Raw genomic sequence first — 23,185 nt, 5'->3', positions numbered from 1 at the left:
ACAATAAAAGCTTTTTAGCACATAGCATGACAGCAATTAAAGAAACAAATTTTAGCTTCCCTAAGCAGACAAATTTTTACAAAGGAAAAGTGAGAGATGTTTATACCATTAACAACCAATTTATGGCAATGGTAGTAACAGACAGGATATCTGCATTTGATGTGGTTTTACCTGAGGCAATACCTTTTAAAGGACAAGTATTGAACCAGATAGCGGCTAAATTTTTAGGTGCAACAAAAGACATTGTTCCGAACTGGGTTATTGATGTACCTGATGAAATGGTTACCATCGGACGTATTTGTGAGCCATTTAAAGTGGAAATGGTAATTAGAGGTTATTTAGCAGGGCATGCCTGGAGAGAATACAGCGCCGGGAAACGCAGTGTTTGCGGAGTAGCTTTGCCAGATGGTTTAAAGGAAAATGATAAATTACCTAACCCAATTATAACGCCTACAACTAAAGCCTCTGTGGGGCATGATGAGGATATTTCTAAAGAAGATATTTTAGCCAAAGGCATCGTGTCTGTTGCAGATTATACCCATCTTGAAAATTATACTTATGCATTGTACGAGCGTGGTACCCAAATGGCTGCTGAGCGAGGTCTTATCCTTGTAGATACTAAATATGAATTCGGTAAAGTTGGCTCAGATATTTATTTAATTGATGAGATTCATACGCCAGATTCTTCTCGTTATTTTTATGCAGAAGGTTATGCAGACAGACAAGATAGGAATGAACCACAGAAACAGTTGTCTAAGGAATTTGTAAGGAAATGGCTAATAGAAAATGGATTTCAGGGTAAGGATGGGCAAACCATTCCGGTGATGTCTGCTGAAATTGTGAACTCTATATCTGATCGTTACATTGAGCTTTATGAACAAATAACGGGAGATCAGTTTGTGAAAAATGAGACAGCTGATGTGGTAAGCAGGATAGAAAAAAATGTGGCTGATTCTATAAGTAAACTCTTATCGGCGTAGACATCTAATCTACTTCAATAATTAAATAAATCAGAGAATTTTAACTACATTCGTAATCAAACTAAATAAATCAATATCATGAAATTTTCAGTAGATAAGCATGAAAAGTATGTTGTTTTGAAGCTTAATGAATCTAAGTTTACGAACGATAATACACCGAAATTGAAATCTGAATTCATCTTATTGAATACAGAGGGATATCGTAATATCGTATTAGACTTATCGGCTATAAAGCAATGTGATGATTCTCAGGATCTGAGCAGTTTGCTTGTTGGAGACAGACTTTGTAAGAAATCTAATGGCCTGTTTATTGTAACAGGAATAAATGAGGTTGTGGCTAAAATATTGGAAATGTCCAATTTAGACCAATCGCTAACAATTGTGTCAAAACTTGATGAAGCAACTGATCTAATCTTTATGGAAGAAATAGAAAAAGAGTTGTTGGGAAGCGTAGATAAAGATTAATGAAATTTGAGGTTACTATTTTAGGGAGCAGCTCTGCCACGCCCGTATATAATAGAAATCCTACAGCACAGCTTTTAAATTGCAATGAGAAGTTTTATTTGATCGACTGTGGTGAGGGTACTCAGCAGCAGTTGATCAAATATGGCTTTAAAGCGAGCAAGATAGATTATGTGTTTATAAGCCATTTACATGGCGACCATTATTTTGGTTTAATAGGTTTGCTTTCCAGTCTGCACTTAAACGGACGTGTTAAGCCTATTAAGATATTTGCGCCGGAACCTTTACAGGAAATACTGGCCCTTCAGTTTAAATATTCAGAAACGGTAATTAGGTATCCGATTGAATTTGTGGTCACTCAGGCAAATGAATCTGTTCAGATTTTTGAAAATGCTGATCTGGTTGTTGATAGCTTTGTTTTAAATCATAGAATTCCATGCACGGGATTTAAGTTTATCCAAAAGAAACGACTGCGTAAGCTCATTGTTGAAAAATTGGAGGAAGAGCAGATCGATATTGAGTATTATCCTTTGTTAAAAAGAGGTGTTGATCTTAATTTACCTGATGGCAGAGTTATCTTGAATAAGGATTATACTACCGACTCTGATACCCCTAAAAAATATGGGTATTGTTCTGATACATTGTTTGATGAAACATATTTTAACAACATTGCAGATTGTGATTTGCTGTATCACGAGGCTACATTCTTACATGAAATGCTAGACCGCGCAAATATAACACATCATACGACGGCTTTACAGGCCGGTGAGATAGCCAAAATGACCGGGGCTGCAAAATTGCTTATCGGTCACTTTTCATCAAGATACAAGACGTTGCAACCTCTTTTGGATGAAGCAAAATCTGTTTTTGAAAACACTGAACTTGCAATAGAAGGTAATACTTATATTATTTGATTACTTATCCTTTTTACCCCCACCAAATATGGAGAAGTGAACATAACGTTTTGGGTTTGCTTTCAGATCTATCATCAGGTTATCAAGGCTTTTAGACGCATTGTTTAGATTGTCGTACATTTTTGTATCGTTAACTAACAGGCCTAGTGTTCCTTCACCATTATTGATTTTACCTACTATAGTTTGAAGATCTGCAACAGCTTTATTTGCATTATCTATTGTTTGTTTGAAATTAGCTGCAGCTACCTGATCCGTAATCGAATTGATATTGTTCAAAATGGCAGATATTTTGGCGTTGTTCTGCTTTAGATTGCCCGAAATTGCTTCTACATTGGCAAGAATTGCAGATATGCGGGTGCCTTCTGAACCAACTAGATTATCAACCTTTTTAGAGGTAGATTCTAAAGACGAAAGGGTAGAGGCTATGCTGTTAAAGCTTTTATCAACATTCTTTTGGAAATTTGGATTCAAGATGGAATTCACACTTGTTAGAATGGAGTCCATTTTTCCAATAATTAACTCAGCTTTTTTCTGAACTGGTTGTACCGTTTCAAGAATTCCTTTTTGAACGTTTGCATTCAATGTGTCACCATCCTGAGCAAAATCATTACCAGTACCCAGCGCCATTACAATTGCTTTACTTCCTAAAAGGTCGGTGCTTTCAAGCTTGGCAATACTATTTCTTGGGATCTCGTATTTGCCCTTGATTTTAAGCGTGGCAACAATTGAGCCGTCTGTTTGTAATTCCAGTTTATCTACACGGCCAATTTGATAGCCATTAATTAAAACCGGTTTGGATACCGCCAGACCATCAACACGCGAATATTTTGCATATAAAACAGTTTCACTTGAAAAAATGGCATTCCCCTTTAAAAAATTATATCCTATAATTAACAGGGCTATAGAAAAGGCAGCTAGTATGCCTACTTTGGTTTCGTTTGCTATCTTCATTCAGTGTATGTTCTTGGTATGTATTTACTTAATTTGTTTCGGTTTCCTTTTTGTAAGTTTTTATTGCCTTGAAAATTGAATTAACAATTTCTTCTTGTCCATGCGCTGAATTCATGTATTCTTCTTCGGTAGGGTTAGAAATAAATCCAATTTCTGTTAGTACCGCCGGCATTCCGCATCTTTGAAGAATTAAGAGTCCTTGTTCCTTAATCCCCCTGTTTACTCTATTGTCATCGTTGGTATAATTGTGCTGAATTAATTTAGCTAATTTCAGACTCTTATCCCTAAATATATTTTTGAACAAAGATAGTATAATAAATGTTTCAGGATCATTAGGATCGTAGCCATTATAATTTTGCTTATAATTCTTTTCGAGCTTGATGTCCTCATTTTCCCTAATGGCGGCATCTTGCTCATTTAAGCGGTGAGAACCTGCAACAAATGTTTCAGTGCCACTTGTAGATTTATTCTTTACATACGAATATTTAGGGGTCTTTTTGCCTCTTCTGTTTTTTGTATAACCGGTAACCACCCTTTTATCAGGCATTGAGTTACAGTGAATAGAAATGAAAAGATCGGCTTTATTGTCATTTGCAAGGGCAGCTCTTTTATAAAAATCTACATCAACATCTGTTTTTCTGGTATAAAGGATTTTTACTCCGGGTAATTCTTCTTCGAGCTTTTTGCCTAGCTTTAAAGCTACTTTTAGCGCTACATTTTTTTCCAATGAAAAACTTCCTCTGGCACCAGGCTTCGTTCCGCCATGTCCGGCATCAATAACAATAGTTTTAACTTTATAAGTTTGGGAAAATACTAGTTGTGAACTAAATAAACATAGTAATAATAACAGGGCTGCATTTTTCTTTACACTCATCTAATAATAGTTATTGATTCAATTATTTATCCTTCTATGCTTTTCTTGTAGTTTTCAATAGCCTTTAACAGACAATTGGTTATTTCAGTTTGTCCGGCCTCAGAATTCATATAGTCTTCTTCATCAGGGTTACTTATGAAACCAATTTCGGTTAATATGGCAGGCATACCTGCACGAGCCAAAACTGCGAGACTTTTTTCCTGAACACCACGATCGATGCGGCCAACATTAATGTATTGATCTTGTACCAGTTTAGCCAGTTTTAAACTTTGGGTTCTGAAAGTATTTTTCATTAGAGAAAGTATAATGAAATTTTCAGGATTGTTCGGGTCGAAGCCTTCGTAATTTTCCTTGTAGTTTTCCTCTAAGAATATGGATGCATTTTCTCTTTTAATAGCTTCGTCTTGTTCATTTACGCGTCCCATACCTGAAACAAATGTTTCGACTCCTCTTGTAGATGTGCTTTTTCTGCTAACTGTGCTTGTTATTGGAACTCTTTTCCCCCTGCTGTTTTTTCTATACCCAGTGACTACAGTTGACCTGTATACCGGCATATCATTGCAGTGAATTGAAATGAAAAGATCTGCTTTTGCATTATTTGCGATAGCAATACGCTCATAAAGAGGAATAAAAACATCCTCAGTTCTTGTGTAAATTACTTTTACATCCTTCATATTCGCTTCAATGGCAGCACCCAGGTGTAATGCTGTTTTAAGGGCTACATCTTTTTCAGTAGAGTAGAGCCCTCTTGTACTGCCATCTTTGCCACCATGTCCGGCGTCAATAACAATAGTTTTTATTTTATATTCTTGCGTAAATGCCTGATAATTAGATATAGTAATAATAACTGCAGAAATAAATACAATCAAAATCGCATTTGGTCTGAGCAATGGTATATTTTTCATTAATTTTGAACGTTTTGGATTAAACATTAATGCAAAAATAACATTCACACACGAATTTGAAACTTTTACGGTACATCATTTTTTTAAACTTCATTGTTTTATTAACATCTGTTGGTAATCGAGCCCTTGCTTTGAATAATTTTTCATGGCAGCAAGTAATTAAACAAGCAGACACCACTAAGAAAGGTAACGCACAAACTGCGCCAAAAGATACGACTGCCAGTGAGAAAATAGAATACTCTGCTCAAGATTCCAGTTTTGTGGATAAAGAGAAGGAAATGGTTTACCTATATGGGAAAGCCAGGGTTAAGTACCAGGATTTCGAACTTGATGCCGATTATATTACTTACAATTCAAAAACCAAGCAGATTTATGCCAGTGGAAGAACTGATGCTAAGGGAAAGTATGTCGGCAGGCCTATTGTTAAAATGACCGGGCAATCCACATCGCTTGCAGACTCACTGTTTTATAATACAGAAACCAGTGTTGGTCGTATATGGGGAGTATATACGGAGCAGGAGGGAGGATTCTTTACAGGAGGTAAAGCAAAGAAGCAACCGGATGATGAAATTCATAGTAAAGGCCAGACCTATAGTACCTGTAACCTACCACATCCGCACTTTGGTATTTATATTACAAAGGGCATTGTTACCGAAAATCAGATTATTACCGGCCCTGTATATTTAAAAATAGAGGACATTCCTTTACCTATTGGTTTACCCTTTGCATTTTTTCCCAAGCCTAACAAGAAATCCTCTGGGGTCATTCTGCCCAGTCCTGGTGAAGATTATACAAGAGGTTTTTTTCTGCGGGATGGGGGCTATTACCTTGGTCTAAACGATTACTGGGATGCAAAAATGCTGGCTACAATTTATACCAGAGGTTCATACGAAGGCTCATTACTCTCTAATTATACGAAAAGATATAAGTATAACGGTAACATAAACTTCCGATATTCAAATTCAAGGTATGGTCTGGAAGGTACACCTGAATATACACCAAGAAAGGATTTTAACCTGCAGTGGACGCACAGTCAGAATGCAAATGCAAAACCGGGGACAACATTTTCTGCCTCGGTAGATGCCGGTACAAGTTCCTTTAATCAAAACACAGCCGGGGGAGCCAGTTATGATTATAATCAGTTTACTAAAAATACTTTAAGGTCATCCGTGTCTTATGGCCGGGTTTTTGGCAACGGAATAACCCTTGGTATTGCGGCAGATGGTTCTCAGGAAACACAAAATAAGTCTGTAAGCCTACGCTTACCCGATATCAGTTTAAGTGTCCCAACCTTTAATCCATTTGATTCAAAGGATAGGCTAGGAGAACAAAAGTGGTATCAAAAGATAACCGTTGGTTATAGCATGCAGGCTAGTAATACCATTACAACAACGGAAGATCAGTTATTTAAAAGAGAGTCGCTTAATAAATTTAAAAATGGGGTTAGTCACCAGATCCCAGTAAATATGGCCTTTAATATAGCGGATTATTTTAATTTCAATACAGGGGTATCCTATACCGAGAGGTGGCAATTTCAAACGGTACGTAAATCTTATTTAAAGGTTCTAAATAGCGGTGATCAGGAGATAATTGACACGGTTGCAGGTTTTAAACGCAATGGTGAGTATAGCTTAAACATGGGCGTATCTACAAAGATTTATAGTACGGCTCAGTTTAATAAGTTTGGTAACTTCAAAGCATTGAGGCATGTGATGACCCCTCAGGTAAGTTTTAGCTACAGACCAGATTTTTCGGATGTAGCTAAAGGATATTATAAACTTGCTTACTATACTGACGGAACTCCAAAAATTGGATCGGACGGACAGCAGCAAAAATATTCAATCTTTGAAGGCTCACCTTATGGCTTTCCGGGAGCTGGTCGCTCTGCTTCAATTTCATTCAGTTTAGACAATACGGTTGAAGCAAAGGTGCTTACTCCAAATGATACTACAGGAAAAGGCGATAAAAAAATTCCTATTATCCAGGGTTTAAGTATTAGCGGTTCATACAATTTTCTGGCCCCAAGCTTTAAACTATCGACCCTTGGATTTAGCGGGCGTTCGCAGTTTACAGATAAGTTAGGCGTAAATTATTATGGTACTTTAGATCCGTATAGATATACGGATACTGTAGATGTTTTGACTGGAAAGGTGAGCAGGAAACTAATCGATGACTACGTATGGAATGTGGGTAAACTGCCTCGTCTAACTAATTTTGGTTTCTCCTTTAATTATAGTTTAAATCCTGAGGCTTTAAAAAAGAAGAATGAAAACGAACAGAATTTAAAGGATAAAGCTGCAAAGACAGGTATGACACCAGAGCAGTCGGAGGAACTTGCCAAAGTAAGCAGGGACCCTAATGCATTTGTGGATTTTAAAATTCCGTGGAACTTTGCCTTTAGCTATACTTTTAATTACAATACAGACAGGGTTGGTCAAAATTCAACGATCACCAATACTTTGAATTTTAATGGTGATGCCAATATCACCCCGAAATGGAAAGTCCAGTTTAATTCTGGTTGGGATTTTAAGGCGAGTACCTTCTCGCAAACCTCTTTAGCTATATATCGAGATTTACATTGCTGGGATATGAGCTTTAGCTGGATTCCTTTTGGTGCTTATCAGTTTTATTCTGTGGACATCAAAGTAAAAGCATCAGTGCTTCAGGATTTAAAACTGAGCAAGAGAAAGAATTACTATACCCGATTCTAATATTTGAATTTATGCTAGCTGAAATAATAACGATAGGAGATGAGATTCTTATTGGTCAGATTGTAGATACCAATTCTGCCTGGATGGCCAAAGAACTTAATCTGATAGGAATTAAGGTAAAACAAATTACCTCAGTATCTGACGATGCTGATCATATATCTGAAGCTTTAGCACTTGCTGAAAAAAGAGCAAAAGTGATTCTGATTACCGGTGGGCTAGGCCCCACTAAAGATGATATTACAAAAATAACCCTCGCCAAATATTTTAATATGGGGTTTAGGAGGGATGAGGATACATTGGCGCACATTACTGAGATCTTTAAGCGGCATAACAGGCCAATGATCGAATCTAATATAAAACAGGCCGATGTTCCGGAAGGTTGTACGGTTATCAAAAATGAGAACGGGACAGCGCCTTGTATGTGGTTTGAGCATAATGGGAACATCATTGTATCTATGCCAGGTGTTCCATTTGAAATGATGTACCTGATGCAGGAACAGATTCTGCCTCGTTTAAAGGGAGCATTTAAACTTCCATTCATTGTTCATAAAACCATACTTACCGCTAATATAGGAGAGTCATTTTTAGCTGCTGAAATTGAGGATATTGAAAATAGCTTACCTGAGCATATTAAACTTGCATACCTGCCAAGACTAGGTCAGGTACGTTTAAGACTGAGCAGCACAGGAACTAATGAAGCAATACTGAAAAATGAGGTAGAAATTTATGCTCAGCAGATTATTGCTAAAGTAAAGAAAAACGTTGTTGTGGAAGAGGATATTGCCCTTGAAAAGGCAATTCTAAATATAATGGATGAGAGAAAGCTTACGCTTTCGACCGCCGAAAGTTGCACCGGTGGTTATATTGCCCACTTGATTACACAACATCCAGGATGTTCATCTGTTTATGTTGGAGGGGCAGTCGTCTATTCTTATGAACTTAAGGAATCCGTTTTGGGTGTTAGCCCTAAAACCTTAAATAATTACGGTGCAGTGAGCGAACAGACCGTAAAAGAAATGGCTCAGGGAGCAATAGATCATTTTAAAACAGATTATGCTGTAGCGGTAAGTGGAATTGCTGGTCCGGATGGTGGTATGCCTGGTAAACCCGTTGGTACAGTGTGGATTGCGGTAGCGAGTAGTAAGCGTGTTGTGGCAAGGGTTTATAGTTTTGGAAATAAAAGAGCGCAAAACATAGAACGTTCAGCCATAGCAGCTTTGACCATGATTTTGAATGAACTTAACCAATATGGGGATTAAGTGTTCAAAATACTTTACTTTTGCATCCGATATCAATCATGAAATAAAAAATGGCTCAATACGAATTATTGTTACCTAAAATGGGGGAAAGTGTTGCAGAAGCAACCATCATTAAATGGGTTAAACAGCCCGGGGATATGATAGAGATGGATGATACGGTTCTGGAAATTGCTACAGATAAGGTTGATTCTGAAGTTCCATCACCAATAGCAGGTAAGCTAATTAAACAGTTGTTCAAGGAAGATGAAATTGTGCAGGTAGGTACTGTAATTGCGATTATTGAAACTGATTCTGATGCTGCTGAGGATGTTGCAGTTACCATACCTGCGGCAGAACAGTCTATTGTTGAAAGCATTCCCGGAACAGAACAATTGGCATCAAATGATGCCAGAGGCGCTGCGAAAGAAGATAGTGGTTCTGATCGTTTTTATTCTCCTTTAGTGAAAAATATAGCTGCTCGGGAAAATATTGCGATAAGTGAATTAGATGCTATATCTGGTACTGGTGCTGATGGACGTTTGACTAAGGATGACTTGTTAAATTATATTCAAAATAAAAAAGGGGGAGCACCTTCAATAGCTCCTGCTCCACAAGCAGCTAAAACTGAAACATCTGTTAAAGAAGAAACTGTTAAACCTGCATCTGTATCTCAGCCATTGACAAGTGTAAGTGGTGGTGATGAGATTATCGAGATGGATAGGATGCGTAAATTAATTGCCGAACATATGGTAATGAGTAAGCACACTTCGGCTCACGTAACATCATTTGTTGAAGCAGATGTGACTAATCTGGTCCTGTGGCGTGATAAGGTGAAGGGAACCTTTGAAAAACGCGAGAATGAGAAGATTACTTTTACTCCATTATTTATAGAAGCTGTTGCCAAGGCAATAAAAGATTATCCAATGATCAACGTTTCAGTAAATGGAAACCAGATTATTAAAAAGAGAGATATTAACATCGGCATGGCCGCTGCTTTACCTAGTGGGAACCTGATTGTTCCTGTTATTAAAAATGCAGATCAGTTTAATTTGGTTGGATTAACTAAATCGGTAAACGATTTGGCGAAAAGAGCACGTATTTCTAAGCTTAAGCCTGATGAAACGCAAAATGGAACGTTTACACTGACTAATGTAGGTTCTTTTGGTAATGTAATGGGTACACCTATTATTAATCAACCACAGGTCGCCATTTTAGCCGTAGGCGCAATTAAAAAGAAACCAGCAGTATTAGAAACAGAATTTGGCGATGTAATCGCTATACGCCATATGATGTTCCTTTCGCTTTCCTATGACCATAGAGTTGTAGATGGAGCGTTGGGTGGATCTTTTGTAAGAAGAGTAGCTGATTATCTTGAAAATTGGGATTTGAACAGAGAAATATAAAATAACATAAAGCAAAAGGCCCCGAATGGGGCCTTTTCACTATCAAAACAAAGCAAAAATAATAACTAGTTAAATATCACTTCCTCTTCAGAAACCTTTAAGATTTGCTGTTCGGTGTAAGTGTACCTACCAGTATGAGCAATAAAAACATCCTTTTGCTCAAGAAGGTCGCGGTTAGCCAATAAAGTTTTCAGGCTTACATTTCCAATTACATATTTGTAATCATTACGGGAGAACCGCTCAATAATATTATCTATCTGCAGCTTTTCCAATGTATACTCATGGGTATAGCGCAAATAAACTTCAATGTTTACATTGTCGGTATGAACTAACCCATTGTGTTGATGGTATTTTTTATACTCATAACGATAATCATATCTTAGTGCAGCTATATCTGATAAAACAGCTGCTCCTGTAGGGTGACCACCTGCACCTTTTCCAAAGAAGAATTGCTTATCAGCAAAGGCGGCCTGAACAGTTACACCGTTGTATTCGTTTTCTACATTGAACAGAAAATCATCAGATTTTACAAACTTTGGCAATACATAAGTAATGATTTGCTTGGTGCTTATTTTACGCGCAGTAGGTACAAGTTTAATTCTAAAGTTCTTCTCTCTGGCGTACTTAATGTCATGCTCTGATAAGTTCTGAATGCCAACATTAAGTATCTTATCAGGATCAATAAATAACCCGTAAGCATGTGCAGTTGCAATAGCCAATTTAAATTTAGGATCATAACCTCCAACATCCAGAATAGGATTAGATTCAGCAAAACCAAGATCTTGCGCCTGCTTTAATGCCACGCCATATTCAAGATTTTCATTAAATATTTTAGATAGAATGTAGTTAGATGAACCGTTGAATATTCCACTTATACCGTGCAGTAATTCATTGTCGTAATATTCTTCCAGATTACGGATGATAGGTATACTGCCGCAAACTGCACCTTCATATAATAGAGATGCATTATGTTTTTCTTGCAATTCAACCAGTTCGGCCAGATGAGTAGCAATCATTTTTTTATTGGCAGAAACTACATTTTTACCGCTGATTAATGCTCTTTTAACGATGTTGTAGGCAATCTCTGCGTCATCAATTAACTCAACTACAGTGTTAATTTCACTATTGTCTAATATTTCGTCATGATTTGTGGTGAAAAGATGTGCCTCAAGGCTACGTTTTTTCTCAGGATTTTTAATAGCTATTTTAACGATCTCAAGGTTTAGGTCCTGACCGCGAATAATATCATGCAATCCTTGTCCAACAACTCCAAAACCAAATAAGCCGATCTTAAGTTTCTTACTCATCTAAATACTATGCTGTTTTATGTAATTTAATTATTTTCTTATTTGCACTTTCTTTTAAGAATGTGCCAATTATGTTGGTTAATATGTCTGTCTCAATTAAAAAACCATCGTGGCCATAAGCAGAGCTAATACTTTTGAGTGCTGCTCCTGGAATATGCTTCGCTAAAAACTCTTGTTCACAAAGCGGGAACAGAACATCGTTTTCAATTCCTATTACCAGCGTATTCGCTTTAACTAATGCTAAGGCATCAACAATACTTTTTCTGCTTCGGCCAACATTATGGCTGTCCATTGCTTTACTCAAGTACCAATAGCTGTAGGCATTAAAACGTTTACACAGTTTTTCGCCCTGATAATTCTGGTAAGAGGCGGCTCGGAATGAACCTGTTTTGTCATTTACACTTTCTAATTGAGTAGCTGAATATGCTTCATAAGTGCGATAAGATAATAAAGCAATGCTTCTTGCGGCTTTTAAACCTTTTAAGCCACCATCTGGCTGCTGTGCATAAAATGTACGATCAGTGCTGATTGCTAAACGCTGACTCTCGTTAAATGCAATTCCCCATGGTGAGTGTACTGCATTTGTAGCTACAAGAATTAGATTGTCTACGCTCTTGCTATCTGTAATGGCCCATTCCAATGCTTGTTGCCCGCCTAAAGAACCGCCAATTAATACTTTAAGGTGTTGAATGCCAAGATATGATGCAAGCAAGCGGTGAGCAGCGACCAAATCTCTGATGGTAAATTCTGGAAAAGCAAGGTAATACGGTTGCCCTGTTACCGGATTTATACTTAATGGATTGGTTGTACCGTAATTAGACCCTAATACATTTGCACAGATGATAAAGTGTTCCTCAGGGTTAAACAGGTCGTTATTGCCGAAAAGTCCTTTCCACCAGTCTAAAACATCAGCATTGGCTGTAAGCGCATGGCATACCCAGATCACATTATCTTTCTTTGCATTTAGTTTGCCATAAGTTTGATAAGCAATCTCTAATTTGCGTAGTTTTTTCCCGTTCTCTAGCTTAAATAACTTTGTATGCGTATATGTGGCAGTAGTGCTCATTCTTTAGATCTTGTAGCGTTTTATTTTATTTGTTGATAGCAGCAAAGGCTTGTTCAAAATCAGCCTTAATGTCGTCTATGTGTTCAATTCCTACAGAAACACGTAGCTGGCTGGCTGTAATGCCTGCAGCAATTTGTTCCTCGTCACTTAGTTGTTGATGCGTAGTTGCTGAAGGTTGTATGATAAGGGTTTTTGCATCACCCAGGTTTGCAAGGTGGCTAACAAGTTTAAGATTGTCGACCAATGCCGTTGCTTTTTCTTTATCACCATGTAGTTCAAAAGATAGCACTGCACCGAATCCATTCTTTAAATACTTTTTGGCGTTAGCATGGTATGGACTGCTTTCAAGTCCGGGATAGTTTACGCTCTTCACAGCATCATGGCTTTCTAACCAGGTCGCCAGTGCAAGTGTGTTATCTACGTGACGTTGCACGCGAAGTGATAAAGTTTCTAATCCCTGAATTAAAAGGAAAGAGTTGAAAGGAGAGATGGCCGGGCCAAAATCTCTTAACCCTTCAACGCGGGCACGAATAATGAATTGAATATTTCCAAAAGGACCACCAATTCCAAAAACATCATTAAAAATTAAACCATGATATCCTTCTGATGGCTCGGTAAATTGAGGGAATTTGCCATTTCCCCAGTTGTAATTTCCACCATCTACTATTACCCCGCCAATACTGGTGCCATGTCCGCCAATCCATTTGGTAGCAGATTGCACAACAACATGGGCCCCGTGTTCTAAAGGTTTAAACAGATAACCAGCTGCGCCAAAAGTATTATCTACTATTAACGGTAAATCGTGTCTGTTGGCAATGGCAGATAATTTTTCGAAATCGGCAATACTGAAAGCAGGATTACCAATGGTTTCTAAATATATAGCTTTAGTATTTGCATCGATTTTTGATTCAAAATCGTTGGCATCATCGCCATTAGCAAACCTAACCTCAATACCAAGACGTTTAAAGCTTACTTTGAACTGATTATATGATCCGCCATATAAATGAGATGAGGATACAAAATTGTCACCTGCCTGTAGGATATTATTTAATGCAATAAATTGAGCCGCCTGTCCCGAAGCTACGGCTAAAGCAGCCACACCGCCTTCAAGTGCTGCTATTCTTTTTTCGAAAACATCAGTTGTCGGATTCATGATCCTGGTGTAAATGTTTCCGAATTCCTTTAGCGCAAATAAGTTTGCACCATGTTCGGAGTTCTTAAAACCGTAAGAGGTAGTTTGGTATATTGGAACAGCTCTTGATCCTGTAGTAGGATCAATTTCCTGACCTGCATGTACTTGTAATGTTTCGAATTTATGTGATGTTGACATGTTATATTTAGTTTTAAGTGGTTCCTGTTATGTTTTTGAGTCGATACGTTGCGGAGATTTTAGCTTCGGAAACGTATACCGTTGTTAAGCGTACCCCTGCAAGGGGCCTTCCGTATGAATGTGAAATGCAAAAGGAAGATTTGTAAATTATAGTATGCAACAGCACATGCAATTAGCCTGCTGAGGATAACAATAATTAAACAGATTTGAAGTAATGCTTACAGTTTTCATTTTGTTTCAATTTATCTTTCCAAACGACACCATGTCTTTTGGTCAGGAATTGGCACCTTCTCCATCTTGGGAGGGTTGCCAGTGGGTCAAAGAGCCTGTCTCTCGCCACTTCTTTATAAATCAAACCTTTTTATTAAGGAAGGTTGACTTGGTTAGCTTTCGCTAAATGATATCGCAAATGTAGATTTAAGTTAATAAATATCCAAAATTATATTTTGGATATTTATTAACTTGTTGTATTACAGTGTTGTAAATTAATTTTTTGATGGGGTTGCTTGATTTTATCCTGCAAGTGCCTGATCTAAATCTGCTATTAGATCATCTATATGCTCAAGCCCAACAGATATCCGAATTAAATTTTGTGGGGTTTTGGTGTCAGGTCCTTCAACAGATGCACGGTGTTCTATTAAACTTTCAACTCCACCTAAACTTGTAGCCTGCGCAAAGACTTTAACTTTATTAACCACTTTTCTGGCTTCATCAGATCCACCTTTAACTAACACCGATAACATTCCTCCATAGCCATTCATTTGCCTTTTTGCGATGTCGTACTGAGGGTGGGTTATTAATCCCGGATAATAAACTCTTTCAATAGCAGGGTGTTTTTCTAGATGTAATGCTAAAGCCAATCCATTAGTACAGTGGCCGCGCATGCGATATGCCAATGTTTTGATACTTCTTATTAACAGAAAACAATCGAAAGGAGAGGGTACTGCTCCACCAACTTGCTGTATGTTTCTGATCTTTTCCCAAAATTCATTTTTTTCTGCCGTGATAAGTACCCCACCCAGAACATCACTATGGCCACCAATATATTTTGTGGAAGAGTGCATTACAATATCCGCCCCAAAATCAATAGGGTTTTGTAAGCATGGCGAAGCAAAAGTGCTGTCGCATGCAAGAATAAGGTTGTTCTCCTTGGCGATTTTGGAAACCCCGGCAATATCTGTAATTTTTAATAATGGATTAGAAGGGGTTTCTATCCATATCAATACAGTATTCTTCTTAATGAATTTTGCTATGTTATCAAGGTTCGTAAGATCTATAAAATCAATTTCAAGAGTATCTTTAAAAATGGTCCGCAGTTGTTTTTTAAAACCCCAGTACATGTCGTCAGGAGCAATGATATGGCTTCCTGGTTTTAAAGCCTGAAAAACTGCCATTCCAGCCGTATTTCCTGAAGAAAACGCACAGGCTTCTACACCTTTTTCTAATTCTGAAAGCGCATTTTCCAGTGCTGATCTATTTGGATTACTTACTCTGCTATACATATGTCCACCAGAGTAGCCACCATCTTCATCTCTCAGGAATGTGGTAGATAGATTTATAGGAGGTGTAACATCATTAGTGCTGACTTTATATAAATTTCCAGCATGTATTGCAAGTGTTTCTGGCTTCATTATTACGGGGTTAAAAGTTAAGATTGGGCATAAGATGTAACAAAGTTAAGGGTATAATGTTATTCGCCTTAAGTTTTGGCAAGATTTATGTAATTGAATTATCAAATTAAAGAAGAATATGAAAAGAATATTACTGATAGCAGCCATTTTATGCAGTTCGTTAATGGTTTTGCAAAGTTGTTCGCCTAAAGGTGGTGCAACTCAAAGTTTAAAGAAAGGTAATGTAACTGGTAATTGGGTTTTAAATGATATTACATTTGAAGGCTTGCCGCAATCAGCAGTAAAATCATTGTTTGATGAAGGTTCTTATACTTGCTTCAAAGGAAGTACCTGGAGTCTCACTAATAGCGGAAACGGAAGCTATACCTTACCAGGTGGAGGAGAGTGTACTGCAAAAACTCAGAAAATATACTGGTCAGTAAGTCCTGCTGACGAGACATTCCAATTCAAAAAGATCTTTGAAGGCGAAAAAGCCAAAAACGTAACTTCTGGTTACAGATCGGTATTGTCTTCTACAGATGGCAATAGTATGGTTATTAAATCACCTGTAGAATATGGAGCAAAAACTGCTTACATTGTCTTGAATTTTACAAAAGCAGCGAAATAAGAGTAAAATAGTTTGGTTTAGGGAAAAGGGTTCAATTAGTTTTGAGCCCTTTTTTTATTGATTTCTTTGTTAGATGTATTTTAATTTCTACCTTTGAATTCATCTGATGATATGATGAATTAACATGAAAGATCTTATACAAAAAAAGTCTCTTGCGGATGAAGTAGCCGCGCGATTAAGTGAGCAGATTTCTCTTGGACAATACAAAGTGAATGAACAGTTGCCGATAGAACCGGAATTAATGAAAAACTTTGGTGTCGGACGCTCAACTATAAGGGAAGCCATAAAAATATTAGCTAATTCTGGGTTACTTAGAGTTCAACAAGGGATTGGAACTTTTGTAGATCAGCTAACAGCAAATAGGGAACCTATGGATTTGCGGTTGAAGCGTGCGAATGTTAAAGATCTGGATGAGGTTAGGCAATTACTTGAAATGAAAATTGCAGAGAAAGCAGCACTTAACAGAACTGAAAGTGATATTATAATCATAAGAACTCATCTGGAAAACAGAAGAAGAGCCGCCAAGGAGGGATTAATAGATGAATGTATTGAAGCAGATGTGCAATTTCATATATCAATTGCCGAAGCTTCAAAGAATGAAATACTTGCCGACTTATATAAATCAGCCTCCATTCATTTAAAAAATTGGTTCCTTCAAACACATTCAGATGCCAGAGCCTTCGAAGAAACTTACATATATCATGAGCAGTTGCTAAAAAGCATTATCGCCGGAGACCCAAAAAAGGCCTGGAACATTGCCGCAAAAATATTAGGACACGTATCTCAATAAAAATTTATTAAAATTCATCAGATGATCTGATCTGAAAAATATGGAAAAAACATCTTTTACAAACACTGCCGTTATCGACACAAAGAGAATTACACAGCAAACAGTATTCTCTATTTTATTCACAATTAGTTTTACACATTTACTTAATGATATGCTTCAGGCAGTAATTCCTGCTGTATACCCTGTAATAAAAGAAAAGTTCAGTCTTACGTTTGCTCAAATAGGTCTTATCACTTTAACTTATCAGCTAACAGCATCAATATTGCAACCCTTTATTGGTTTTTATACAGATAAGAGGCCCCGCCCGTATTCACTTGTTATTGCAATGGGTTTTACGCTCTGTGGACTTGTAGCTGTGTCCTTTGCTTCCAGTTTTTTAAATATCCTTCTTGCAGTAAGTTTAATAGGAATAGGGTCCTCAATATTCCATCCGGAATCTTCCAGGGTAGCACATTTAGCTTCCGGAGGTAAAAAGGGACTTGCACAATCTATTTTTCAGCTGGGTGGAAATGCAGGTAGTGCTATAGGTCCGCTTTTGGCGGCAATTATAGTTGTCCCTCATGGTCAATTTTACCTTATATGGTTTTCATTAGCTGCAATTTTAGGTATTGTAGTACTGTCTAGGGTTGCAAAATGGTATCAGGAACAATTGGCCTTAAAGGCATTAAATAAAAGCATCCTTAAGGAAGAGGTTCATCATAATTTATCTAAGAACCGAGTGGTACTTTCCTTAGGTATTTTGATGGTACTTATCTTTTCAAAATACTTCTACATGGCTAGTATGACTAGCTATTATACATTCTACCTAATGGATAAATTTAATGTGTCGGTGCAGCAGTCTCAGGTCTACCTATTTGCTTTTTTAGGGGCTGTTGCTGCCGGTACGTTAATTGGAGGACCATTAGGAGATAGATTTGGCCGTAAGTATATCATCTGGATCTCAATTCTAGGTGCAGCGCCATTCACATTATTGCTGCCGTATGTTTCTTTATTCTGGACAGGTGCTTTATCTGTTGTTATTGGCTTAATTATTTCTTCCGCATTTTCTGCAATACTGGTTTATGCAACCGAATTGGTACCCGGAAAAGTGGGGATGATTGCTGGTCTGTTCTTCGGTTTTGCATTTGGTATGGGCGGATTAGGCTCCGCAGTTTTGGGGAAGCTGGCCGATCAGACCAGTATTGAATATGTATTTAAAATTTGTGCTTTTCTTCCTTTGATTGGGATTTTTACAGGGTTTCTCCCAAATATAGAGGGTAGTAAAAAAAGATAATTCTTACGCTCGATCGTACTCCTTTATTCATTAAATAATGGTGAATTAGGAGTACTTTTTATTTATCCCACCATACCCTTGATGTTAGTGCATCACCACCATTTAATCTCGCAACTGCAGCTTTATAGTTTTCAGGATTATTCAAAGCTTCAGAGGATAGGTATATCATTCTTCTGGGTATGGTCCCATTAGTTACATTACCAGTATAGTTAACAGGTATCAATTTAGGGTAATTGGATCTTTTCCAATTTAGCCAGGATTCAATAAAATTGAAATTGGTGCCTGTAGCCACCCAATACTGGGTGTTAATTTGATTAAGGGCTGTTTCCAGGTCAGATTGGGTTAATGGATGCTCATTTACGTAGGCGTTGATGATTTCAGGGGCTATTTTTGCCTGTAGATCCTGTTGTTCCATTGATTGCAATGCACCCCTCAGACCATTTGAATAATGTTCCGCCGCGGTGCCGGGAACATTCCATCCTTTCAGTTTTGCCTCAGCGAGTAAAAACTGTGTTTCGGCATACGTTATGATAAAAATGGGTCCGCCAAGTTTTAGGTATACATCAGTTCTTGGTCGGGAGTATTTACCTAGAGGAGCAAAATCAGCTCCTGAACCTGTTCCTCCAGGATATAAGGGATGTTTGCTGATATCGGTATTTCCTCCAAGCAGATCATATCCGTTAGGCAGTCCAATTTGAACTGATGCCTCTGTATTTCCTGAAAGTGTTTGATTTATATTTTTTGCAAGACCATCCTGAGGTATTTCAGCGATGACGGCCAATCTTGGATCGCCAGTATCTCTTAGATAATCAATTAAGGTTTTGCTCCATTTTACTTCAATATAATCTGAAAACACACGTAATGCAACTGAAGAGCTATTTTGGCTACCCGAGCTGGTAGCATCAGTCATTAGAATTGCGTTGTCACTTGCGTCAGAAAAAGCATGAGTTGAAGCTTTTTCAACCCAGAGTCGCGCGATATCTGGTCGAACTTTGCTCAATCTCATCGCTACCCGTACCATTAAAGCATAGCCAAACTTCTTCCATTTGTTAATGTCTCCATTGTAAAACAGATCTGCAGTTGGCCCGGGTTTATCAGGATTCAAATTGTCAATGGCTTTTTCAAGGTCTAATAACATGGAATTGTAGATGTCCTCCTGTTTATCATATAAAGGATATTTAATACCTTGCCTGGCTTTTGCGGCTTCATTATAAGGTACATCTCCATAAGTATCCGTGATTCTTTGCAAAATTAGTACGAACATGATGTCACCAATATTGATCAGATTTGAATATTTATCAGCATTTTTTTCAGTTGCTAGTCGCTGCATTTCTCTTATTGTGGAGGCCTCTGCATAGCCCTCTTCAAAAATCCTTCCTTGATAATCGGTAAAGCTCGCCACATTTATATATTTATCCCCATTATTATAATAGTAATAAGTAGATGCGAGTAACTGCGTCATTGTGCTTTGATAAAGCAACTGATAATAACCTTTATTTGCGAACTTTAATTGTGCTGTTGAAAGTAGACCATTAGGGTCATAGTTTGAAGCATTGGATTTTGTCGGATCTGTATTTATTTTATCCAACTTCTCTTTACTGCAGCTAAACATAATGATCATTATTAAAACCAATGGAAGAATAATTACTTTTTTCATAGCATACAGTTATTTAAACTTCAGATTTAGGTTTATACCAAACGTTCTTGTTGCAGGTAATGATGCGCCCTCTATTCCTGCATAAGCAAGGCTGGGAGAGAACTGAGATTCGGGGTCTATATTTTTAGTATACTTCAAAATAGTTAATAGATTCCTTCCTATTAAATCTATTGATACATTTTTAAAAGGCGTTTTATTTAATATTTTGGACGAGAATGTGTAGCCAAGCACAACTTGTCTTAGTTTTATAAAACTGCCGTTTAAAACAGCGAGTGCGGAGATGTTTGTAGCCAACGCCGGGTAGTAGTTATAGGCAGGAACATTTATGGTATTTGTTTCTCCATTTTCATACACACCGTTGGCAACTATACCTGTTTCACGACCAATAAGGGTTGCCTTATTAAGGCCCAGAACGTAGGAGTAGGTTTCTGTAGCCGACAGGATTTTGTTTCCAAATTTATAATCGATTAGAAAGCTTAAACTGAAGCTTTTATATTGGAAGTTATTACTGAAACCTCCGTAGTAAGATGGAAGAACACTGCCCATTGGTTTCATATCCCCTCGTTTCGGAATTCCATCTGTACCGATGATCATGTTCCCATTCTTGTCGCGCTGATAATCATAAGCCATGATCTGGGTGATAGACTTGCCAACAACAAGGGCTGTACTTGCGTTTAATGGACGATAGGTGCCCCCAAACGCATAGCTGCTGATACCATCTATTGATATCAATAAGTTATTTATGTGACTGGCATTGATTCCTGCCTTCCAACTAAAATTCTTATTGGTTATCAAATTGGTTTGTATAGAAGTTTCGATACCTGTATTACGGGTTTTGCCTAAATTTACATAAGCGGATGTGAATCCTGTGGTTACAGATTGCCCGGCGTTAATAATTTCCTTATTGGTAATCCTGTGGAAATAAGTGAAATCAAGGTCTAATTTGTTTCCGAAAAGTTTTAAATTAATGCCGGTTTCAAATTCATTTAAAGTGAAAGGCTTCAGATTGTAGTTGGGCAGATCCCTGGAAAAATTTCCTAGAGGAACACCGTTTATGGACTTATCTGAAGAATAATAGATCTGTGTGGTATAAGGCACTGCTGGTTCTCCGCTTGTTTGGGCAAAACTTGCTCTTATTTTACCAAAATCCAGACCTTTTATTTTTAAAAAGTTAGAGAATATAAAACTTCCGGAAACGCTTGGCACAAAAATGCCCCTGCTATTGCGTGGAAGCGTAGAGTATACATCGTATCGGCCGGTGGATGATAGGGTAAGATATTTTTTGAAATCCAGGTCAATCGTGTAATACGCCGACTGAGTAACAATTCTTGTTAGGGCATTTTTACTACTAACGGCAGCTAGATTTTCAATCGTGTACAAATAGGGTATAATAAATTGAGTACCAGTTAGCTCATTAGATTTTGTTCTTCTATTACGGAAGCTTGCCCCTGCAGATATGTCTATGTTAAGGTCTTTAGTAATATCTCTGTTTCCCGAAAGAAGAATGTCGGTATTTAATTCTGATGTTTTTGATTGATTTAAAGCGTTTATCCCACCCTGGCCATTTATAGAAAAAGCGGTGCCTGTTGGTACTATACTGATAATATGATCATTGCTAATGTCATAACCAAATCTTCCTTGTAGGAACACCCAGTTGCTCAAATCGTATTTGATAAGCGCCGAGGATATAAATCTGTCACGCGAAGAATTGTCTTCTTTTTTATTGATGGTGAAATATGGATTGGTTTTGTATTCATCCGCATTCCACCTGGTCTCGGCTCCGGTATTTACATCATATCCCGGAGCTAACAACGCTTGATCTGCACTTGTTGCTATGGCAGCGATGCCGTAATTCGCATTGATAGGGCCATCGCTAAGGTAGGATCTGTTTTTGCCGTGTTCGTAAATGTAATTGCCATTTAACGTGAGTGTAAGTTTTCTGGTCAGGTCATACGAGGTAAATAGGTTGGCTGTTTTTCTGTTCAGATCGCTATTCCTTAAAATAGATTGATAATCAAGAACAGAGGCAGATGCGTGATAGCTGCTTTTATCTGATCCGCCATTTAGGGAAATGGTATTTGTAAATGCCGGCGCCGTTCTATAGAATGTTTTTATATTGTCTTTTACCGGTACATAGGGACGGTTTTCTCCATTAATTTGTACGCTTTGCAGTCCATCCATTTTTTCTCCCCAGCTAAGTATACCGGTTGCAATTGCTCCTGCGATGTTTTGCGGCCTTAAATTTTGTAAACCCTGACCATATATGTATTGATAATCGGTATTGTTTACAGGACTGTCAAATGAGAAATTGGAATTGTATTCAACAGAATTACCCGATTTCTTTTTTCCACTTTTAATGGTAATTATGATCACACCATTTGCGGCACGTGCACCATATAAAGCAGAAGCGGAAGATCCTTTTAATACGGTAATCGTCTCTACGTCATCGGGGTTGATGTTACTGATTCCATCCCCATAATCTACACCTCCATATTCATTTGCACTCCCACGCTGAGTATTATCTATAGGTATACCATTAATAATAAAAAGAGGCGGCCCGGCATCCTTGCTTGCGGTACCTCTTAGCAGTATTCTGGCAGACGAGCCCGGCCCTCCATTCACACCACTCACATTTAGCCCTGCTACCAGTCCCTCTAATGCCATAGCAAGGTTCGATTCCCTCGCCTTTGTTAATGAAGAACCATCAATAGTTGAAACTGAATAACCTATCTTTCTGTTCTCTTTTTTAATATTTAAGGCTGTTACGATAACTTCATCCAGTAGCTTAACGGAATCAATGCCTTGATCTTCATTTGATCTCGGTTTTATAACAATAAGGTTATTGGAAAGTAGTTTATAGTTATAATTAGTGCTACTAAGGATCTGGTCAAGTACTTTGAACGTTTCCTCGTTCTTTATATTGATGGTAATTTTCTTATCAGGAATTTTACGTTCACTAAATACAAACCGATAAAAAGTCTGATTTTGTATTTCATTGATAACTTGATCAAAACTTGCCGATTCGAGCTTTAATGTCACTTTCGTTTGCGAATGGACATTAATTGCTGTCATAAGGAAGCAGAAAA

18 protein-coding genes and 1 riboswitch are annotated in these 23,185 nt (G+C 37.7%); of the genes, 9 read left to right on the top strand and 9 right to left on the bottom strand.

Going from position 1 to position 23,185, the window contains the following annotated elements; all coding sequences use genetic code 11:
• The first annotated feature begins 26 nt into the window (after positions 1 to 26).
• From AC1DDK_RS09215 to AC1DDK_RS09205, 3 genes are all read left to right on the top strand, one after another.
• On the top strand, positions 27 to 980 hold the full coding sequence (locus AC1DDK_RS09215; protein WP_172663338.1) for a phosphoribosylaminoimidazolesuccinocarboxamide synthase: 954 nt from the start codon (positions 27 to 29) through the stop codon (positions 978 to 980).
• Positions 981 to 1,058: 78 nt separating this feature from the next.
• Positions 1,059 to 1,445: an STAS domain-containing protein gene (locus AC1DDK_RS09210; protein WP_048904961.1), complete on the top strand. Its 387-nt coding sequence runs from the start codon at positions 1,059 to 1,061 to the stop codon at positions 1,443 to 1,445.
• Positions 1,445 to 2,356 (top strand): ribonuclease Z, encoded by a 912-nt coding sequence (locus AC1DDK_RS09205; RefSeq protein ID WP_288883817.1) that lies wholly within the window; start codon positions 1,445 to 1,447, stop codon positions 2,354 to 2,356. The genes AC1DDK_RS09210 and AC1DDK_RS09205 overlap by 1 nt, the downstream gene beginning before the upstream one ends.
• On the opposite strand, the gene AC1DDK_RS09200 is transcribed toward AC1DDK_RS09205, so the two are convergent.
• The 3 genes from AC1DDK_RS09200 to AC1DDK_RS09190 are packed head-to-tail and all read right to left on the bottom strand — an operon-like array spanning position 2,357 to position 5,086.
• A complete protein-coding gene (locus AC1DDK_RS09200) occupies positions 2,357 to 3,307 on the bottom strand; it encodes an MlaD family protein (RefSeq protein ID WP_172663336.1) in 951 nt (316 codons plus the stop codon).
• A 28-nt stretch (positions 3,308 to 3,335) separates the two neighbouring features.
• Positions 3,336 to 4,181: an N-acetylmuramoyl-L-alanine amidase family protein gene (locus tag AC1DDK_RS09195; protein WP_172663335.1), complete on the bottom strand. Its 846-nt coding sequence runs from the start codon at positions 4,179 to 4,181 to the stop codon at positions 3,336 to 3,338.
• A gap of 26 nt (positions 4,182 to 4,207) precedes the next feature.
• The gene (locus tag AC1DDK_RS09190) at positions 4,208 to 5,086 is read right to left on the bottom strand and encodes an N-acetylmuramoyl-L-alanine amidase family protein (RefSeq protein ID WP_246269726.1); all 879 of its coding nucleotides are present in this window, start codon (positions 5,084 to 5,086) and stop codon (positions 4,208 to 4,210) included.
• Positions 5,087 to 5,217: 131 nt separating this feature from the next.
• Between AC1DDK_RS09190 and AC1DDK_RS09185 the strand changes: the two genes are divergently transcribed.
• Genes AC1DDK_RS09185 through AC1DDK_RS09175 form a run of 3 tightly spaced genes read left to right on the top strand, consistent with a single transcriptional unit; the run spans position 5,218 to position 10,438 of the window.
• On the top strand, positions 5,218 to 7,797 hold the full coding sequence (locus AC1DDK_RS09185) for a putative LPS assembly protein LptD (RefSeq protein ID WP_288883815.1): 2,580 nt from the start codon (positions 5,218 to 5,220) through the stop codon (positions 7,795 to 7,797).
• Between the two features lie 11 nt (positions 7,798 to 7,808).
• Positions 7,809 to 9,056 (top strand): competence/damage-inducible protein A, encoded by a 1,248-nt coding sequence (locus AC1DDK_RS09180; RefSeq protein WP_172663332.1) that lies wholly within the window; start codon positions 7,809 to 7,811, stop codon positions 9,054 to 9,056.
• Between the two features lie 50 nt (positions 9,057 to 9,106).
• Complete coding sequence (locus AC1DDK_RS09175; RefSeq protein ID WP_337714903.1) at positions 9,107 to 10,438, top strand: dihydrolipoamide acetyltransferase family protein; 1,332 nt, start codon at positions 9,107 to 9,109, stop codon at positions 10,436 to 10,438.
• A gap of 65 nt (positions 10,439 to 10,503) precedes the next feature.
• On the opposite strand, the gene AC1DDK_RS09170 is transcribed toward AC1DDK_RS09175, so the two are convergent.
• The 4 genes from AC1DDK_RS09170 to AC1DDK_RS09155 all read right to left on the bottom strand — a co-directional run bounded on the left by AC1DDK_RS09170 (position 10,504) and on the right by AC1DDK_RS09155 (position 15,772).
• The gene (locus tag AC1DDK_RS09170) at positions 10,504 to 11,745 is read right to left on the bottom strand and encodes a homoserine dehydrogenase (RefSeq protein WP_172663330.1); all 1,242 of its coding nucleotides are present in this window, start codon (positions 11,743 to 11,745) and stop codon (positions 10,504 to 10,506) included.
• Positions 11,746 to 11,752: 7 nt separating this feature from the next.
• Positions 11,753 to 12,811 (bottom strand): homoserine O-acetyltransferase family protein, encoded by a 1,059-nt coding sequence (locus AC1DDK_RS09165; RefSeq protein ID WP_172663329.1) that lies wholly within the window; start codon positions 12,809 to 12,811, stop codon positions 11,753 to 11,755.
• Positions 12,812 to 12,836: 25 nt separating this feature from the next.
• Entirely contained in the window at positions 12,837 to 14,141 is a 1,305-nt protein-coding gene (locus tag AC1DDK_RS09160; RefSeq protein WP_172663328.1) for an O-acetylhomoserine aminocarboxypropyltransferase/cysteine synthase family protein, read from the bottom strand.
• A 239-nt stretch (positions 14,142 to 14,380) separates the two neighbouring features.
• Positions 14,381 to 14,494: riboswitch (SAM riboswitch) on the bottom strand.
• Positions 14,495 to 14,653: 159 nt separating this feature from the next.
• Positions 14,654 to 15,772, bottom strand: a complete 1,119-nt coding sequence (locus tag AC1DDK_RS09155) for a trans-sulfuration enzyme family protein (RefSeq protein ID WP_337714901.1) — start codon at positions 15,770 to 15,772, stop codon at positions 14,654 to 14,656.
• A 118-nt stretch (positions 15,773 to 15,890) separates the two neighbouring features.
• On the opposite strand from AC1DDK_RS09155, the gene AC1DDK_RS09150 reads away from it, so the two are divergent.
• The 3 genes from AC1DDK_RS09150 (at position 15,891) to AC1DDK_RS09140 (ending at position 18,442) form a co-directional block, all read left to right on the top strand.
• Positions 15,891 to 16,379 carry a lipocalin family protein gene (locus tag AC1DDK_RS09150; protein ID WP_172663326.1) on the top strand — a complete coding sequence of 163 codons (489 nt, stop codon included), beginning with the start codon at positions 15,891 to 15,893 and terminating at the stop codon, positions 16,377 to 16,379.
• 124 nt (positions 16,380 to 16,503) lie between these two features.
• Complete coding sequence (locus tag AC1DDK_RS09145; RefSeq protein ID WP_172663325.1) at positions 16,504 to 17,169, top strand: FadR/GntR family transcriptional regulator; 666 nt, start codon at positions 16,504 to 16,506, stop codon at positions 17,167 to 17,169.
• A 40-nt stretch (positions 17,170 to 17,209) separates the two neighbouring features.
• Positions 17,210 to 18,442, top strand: coding sequence for an MFS transporter (locus tag AC1DDK_RS09140; protein WP_337714899.1), 1,233 nt, complete (start codon positions 17,210 to 17,212; stop codon positions 18,440 to 18,442).
• Positions 18,443 to 18,500: 58 nt separating this feature from the next.
• Here the strand turns inward: AC1DDK_RS09140 and AC1DDK_RS09135 are convergent, their stop codons facing one another.
• Entirely contained in the window at positions 18,501 to 20,099 is a 1,599-nt protein-coding gene (locus AC1DDK_RS09135) for a SusD/RagB family nutrient-binding outer membrane lipoprotein (protein WP_337714897.1), read from the bottom strand.
• A 9-nt stretch (positions 20,100 to 20,108) separates the two neighbouring features.
• Complete coding sequence (locus tag AC1DDK_RS09130; protein WP_337714895.1) at positions 20,109 to 23,171, bottom strand: SusC/RagA family TonB-linked outer membrane protein; 3,063 nt, start codon at positions 23,169 to 23,171, stop codon at positions 20,109 to 20,111.
• Positions 23,172 to 23,185 lie beyond the last annotated feature (14 nt).

The sequence above is a fragment of the Pedobacter sp. 05T44 genome (assembly GCF_056395985.1).
The sequence above is the reverse complement of the archived record's forward strand: the minus strand, read 5'-3'. Positions and strand labels throughout refer to the sequence as shown.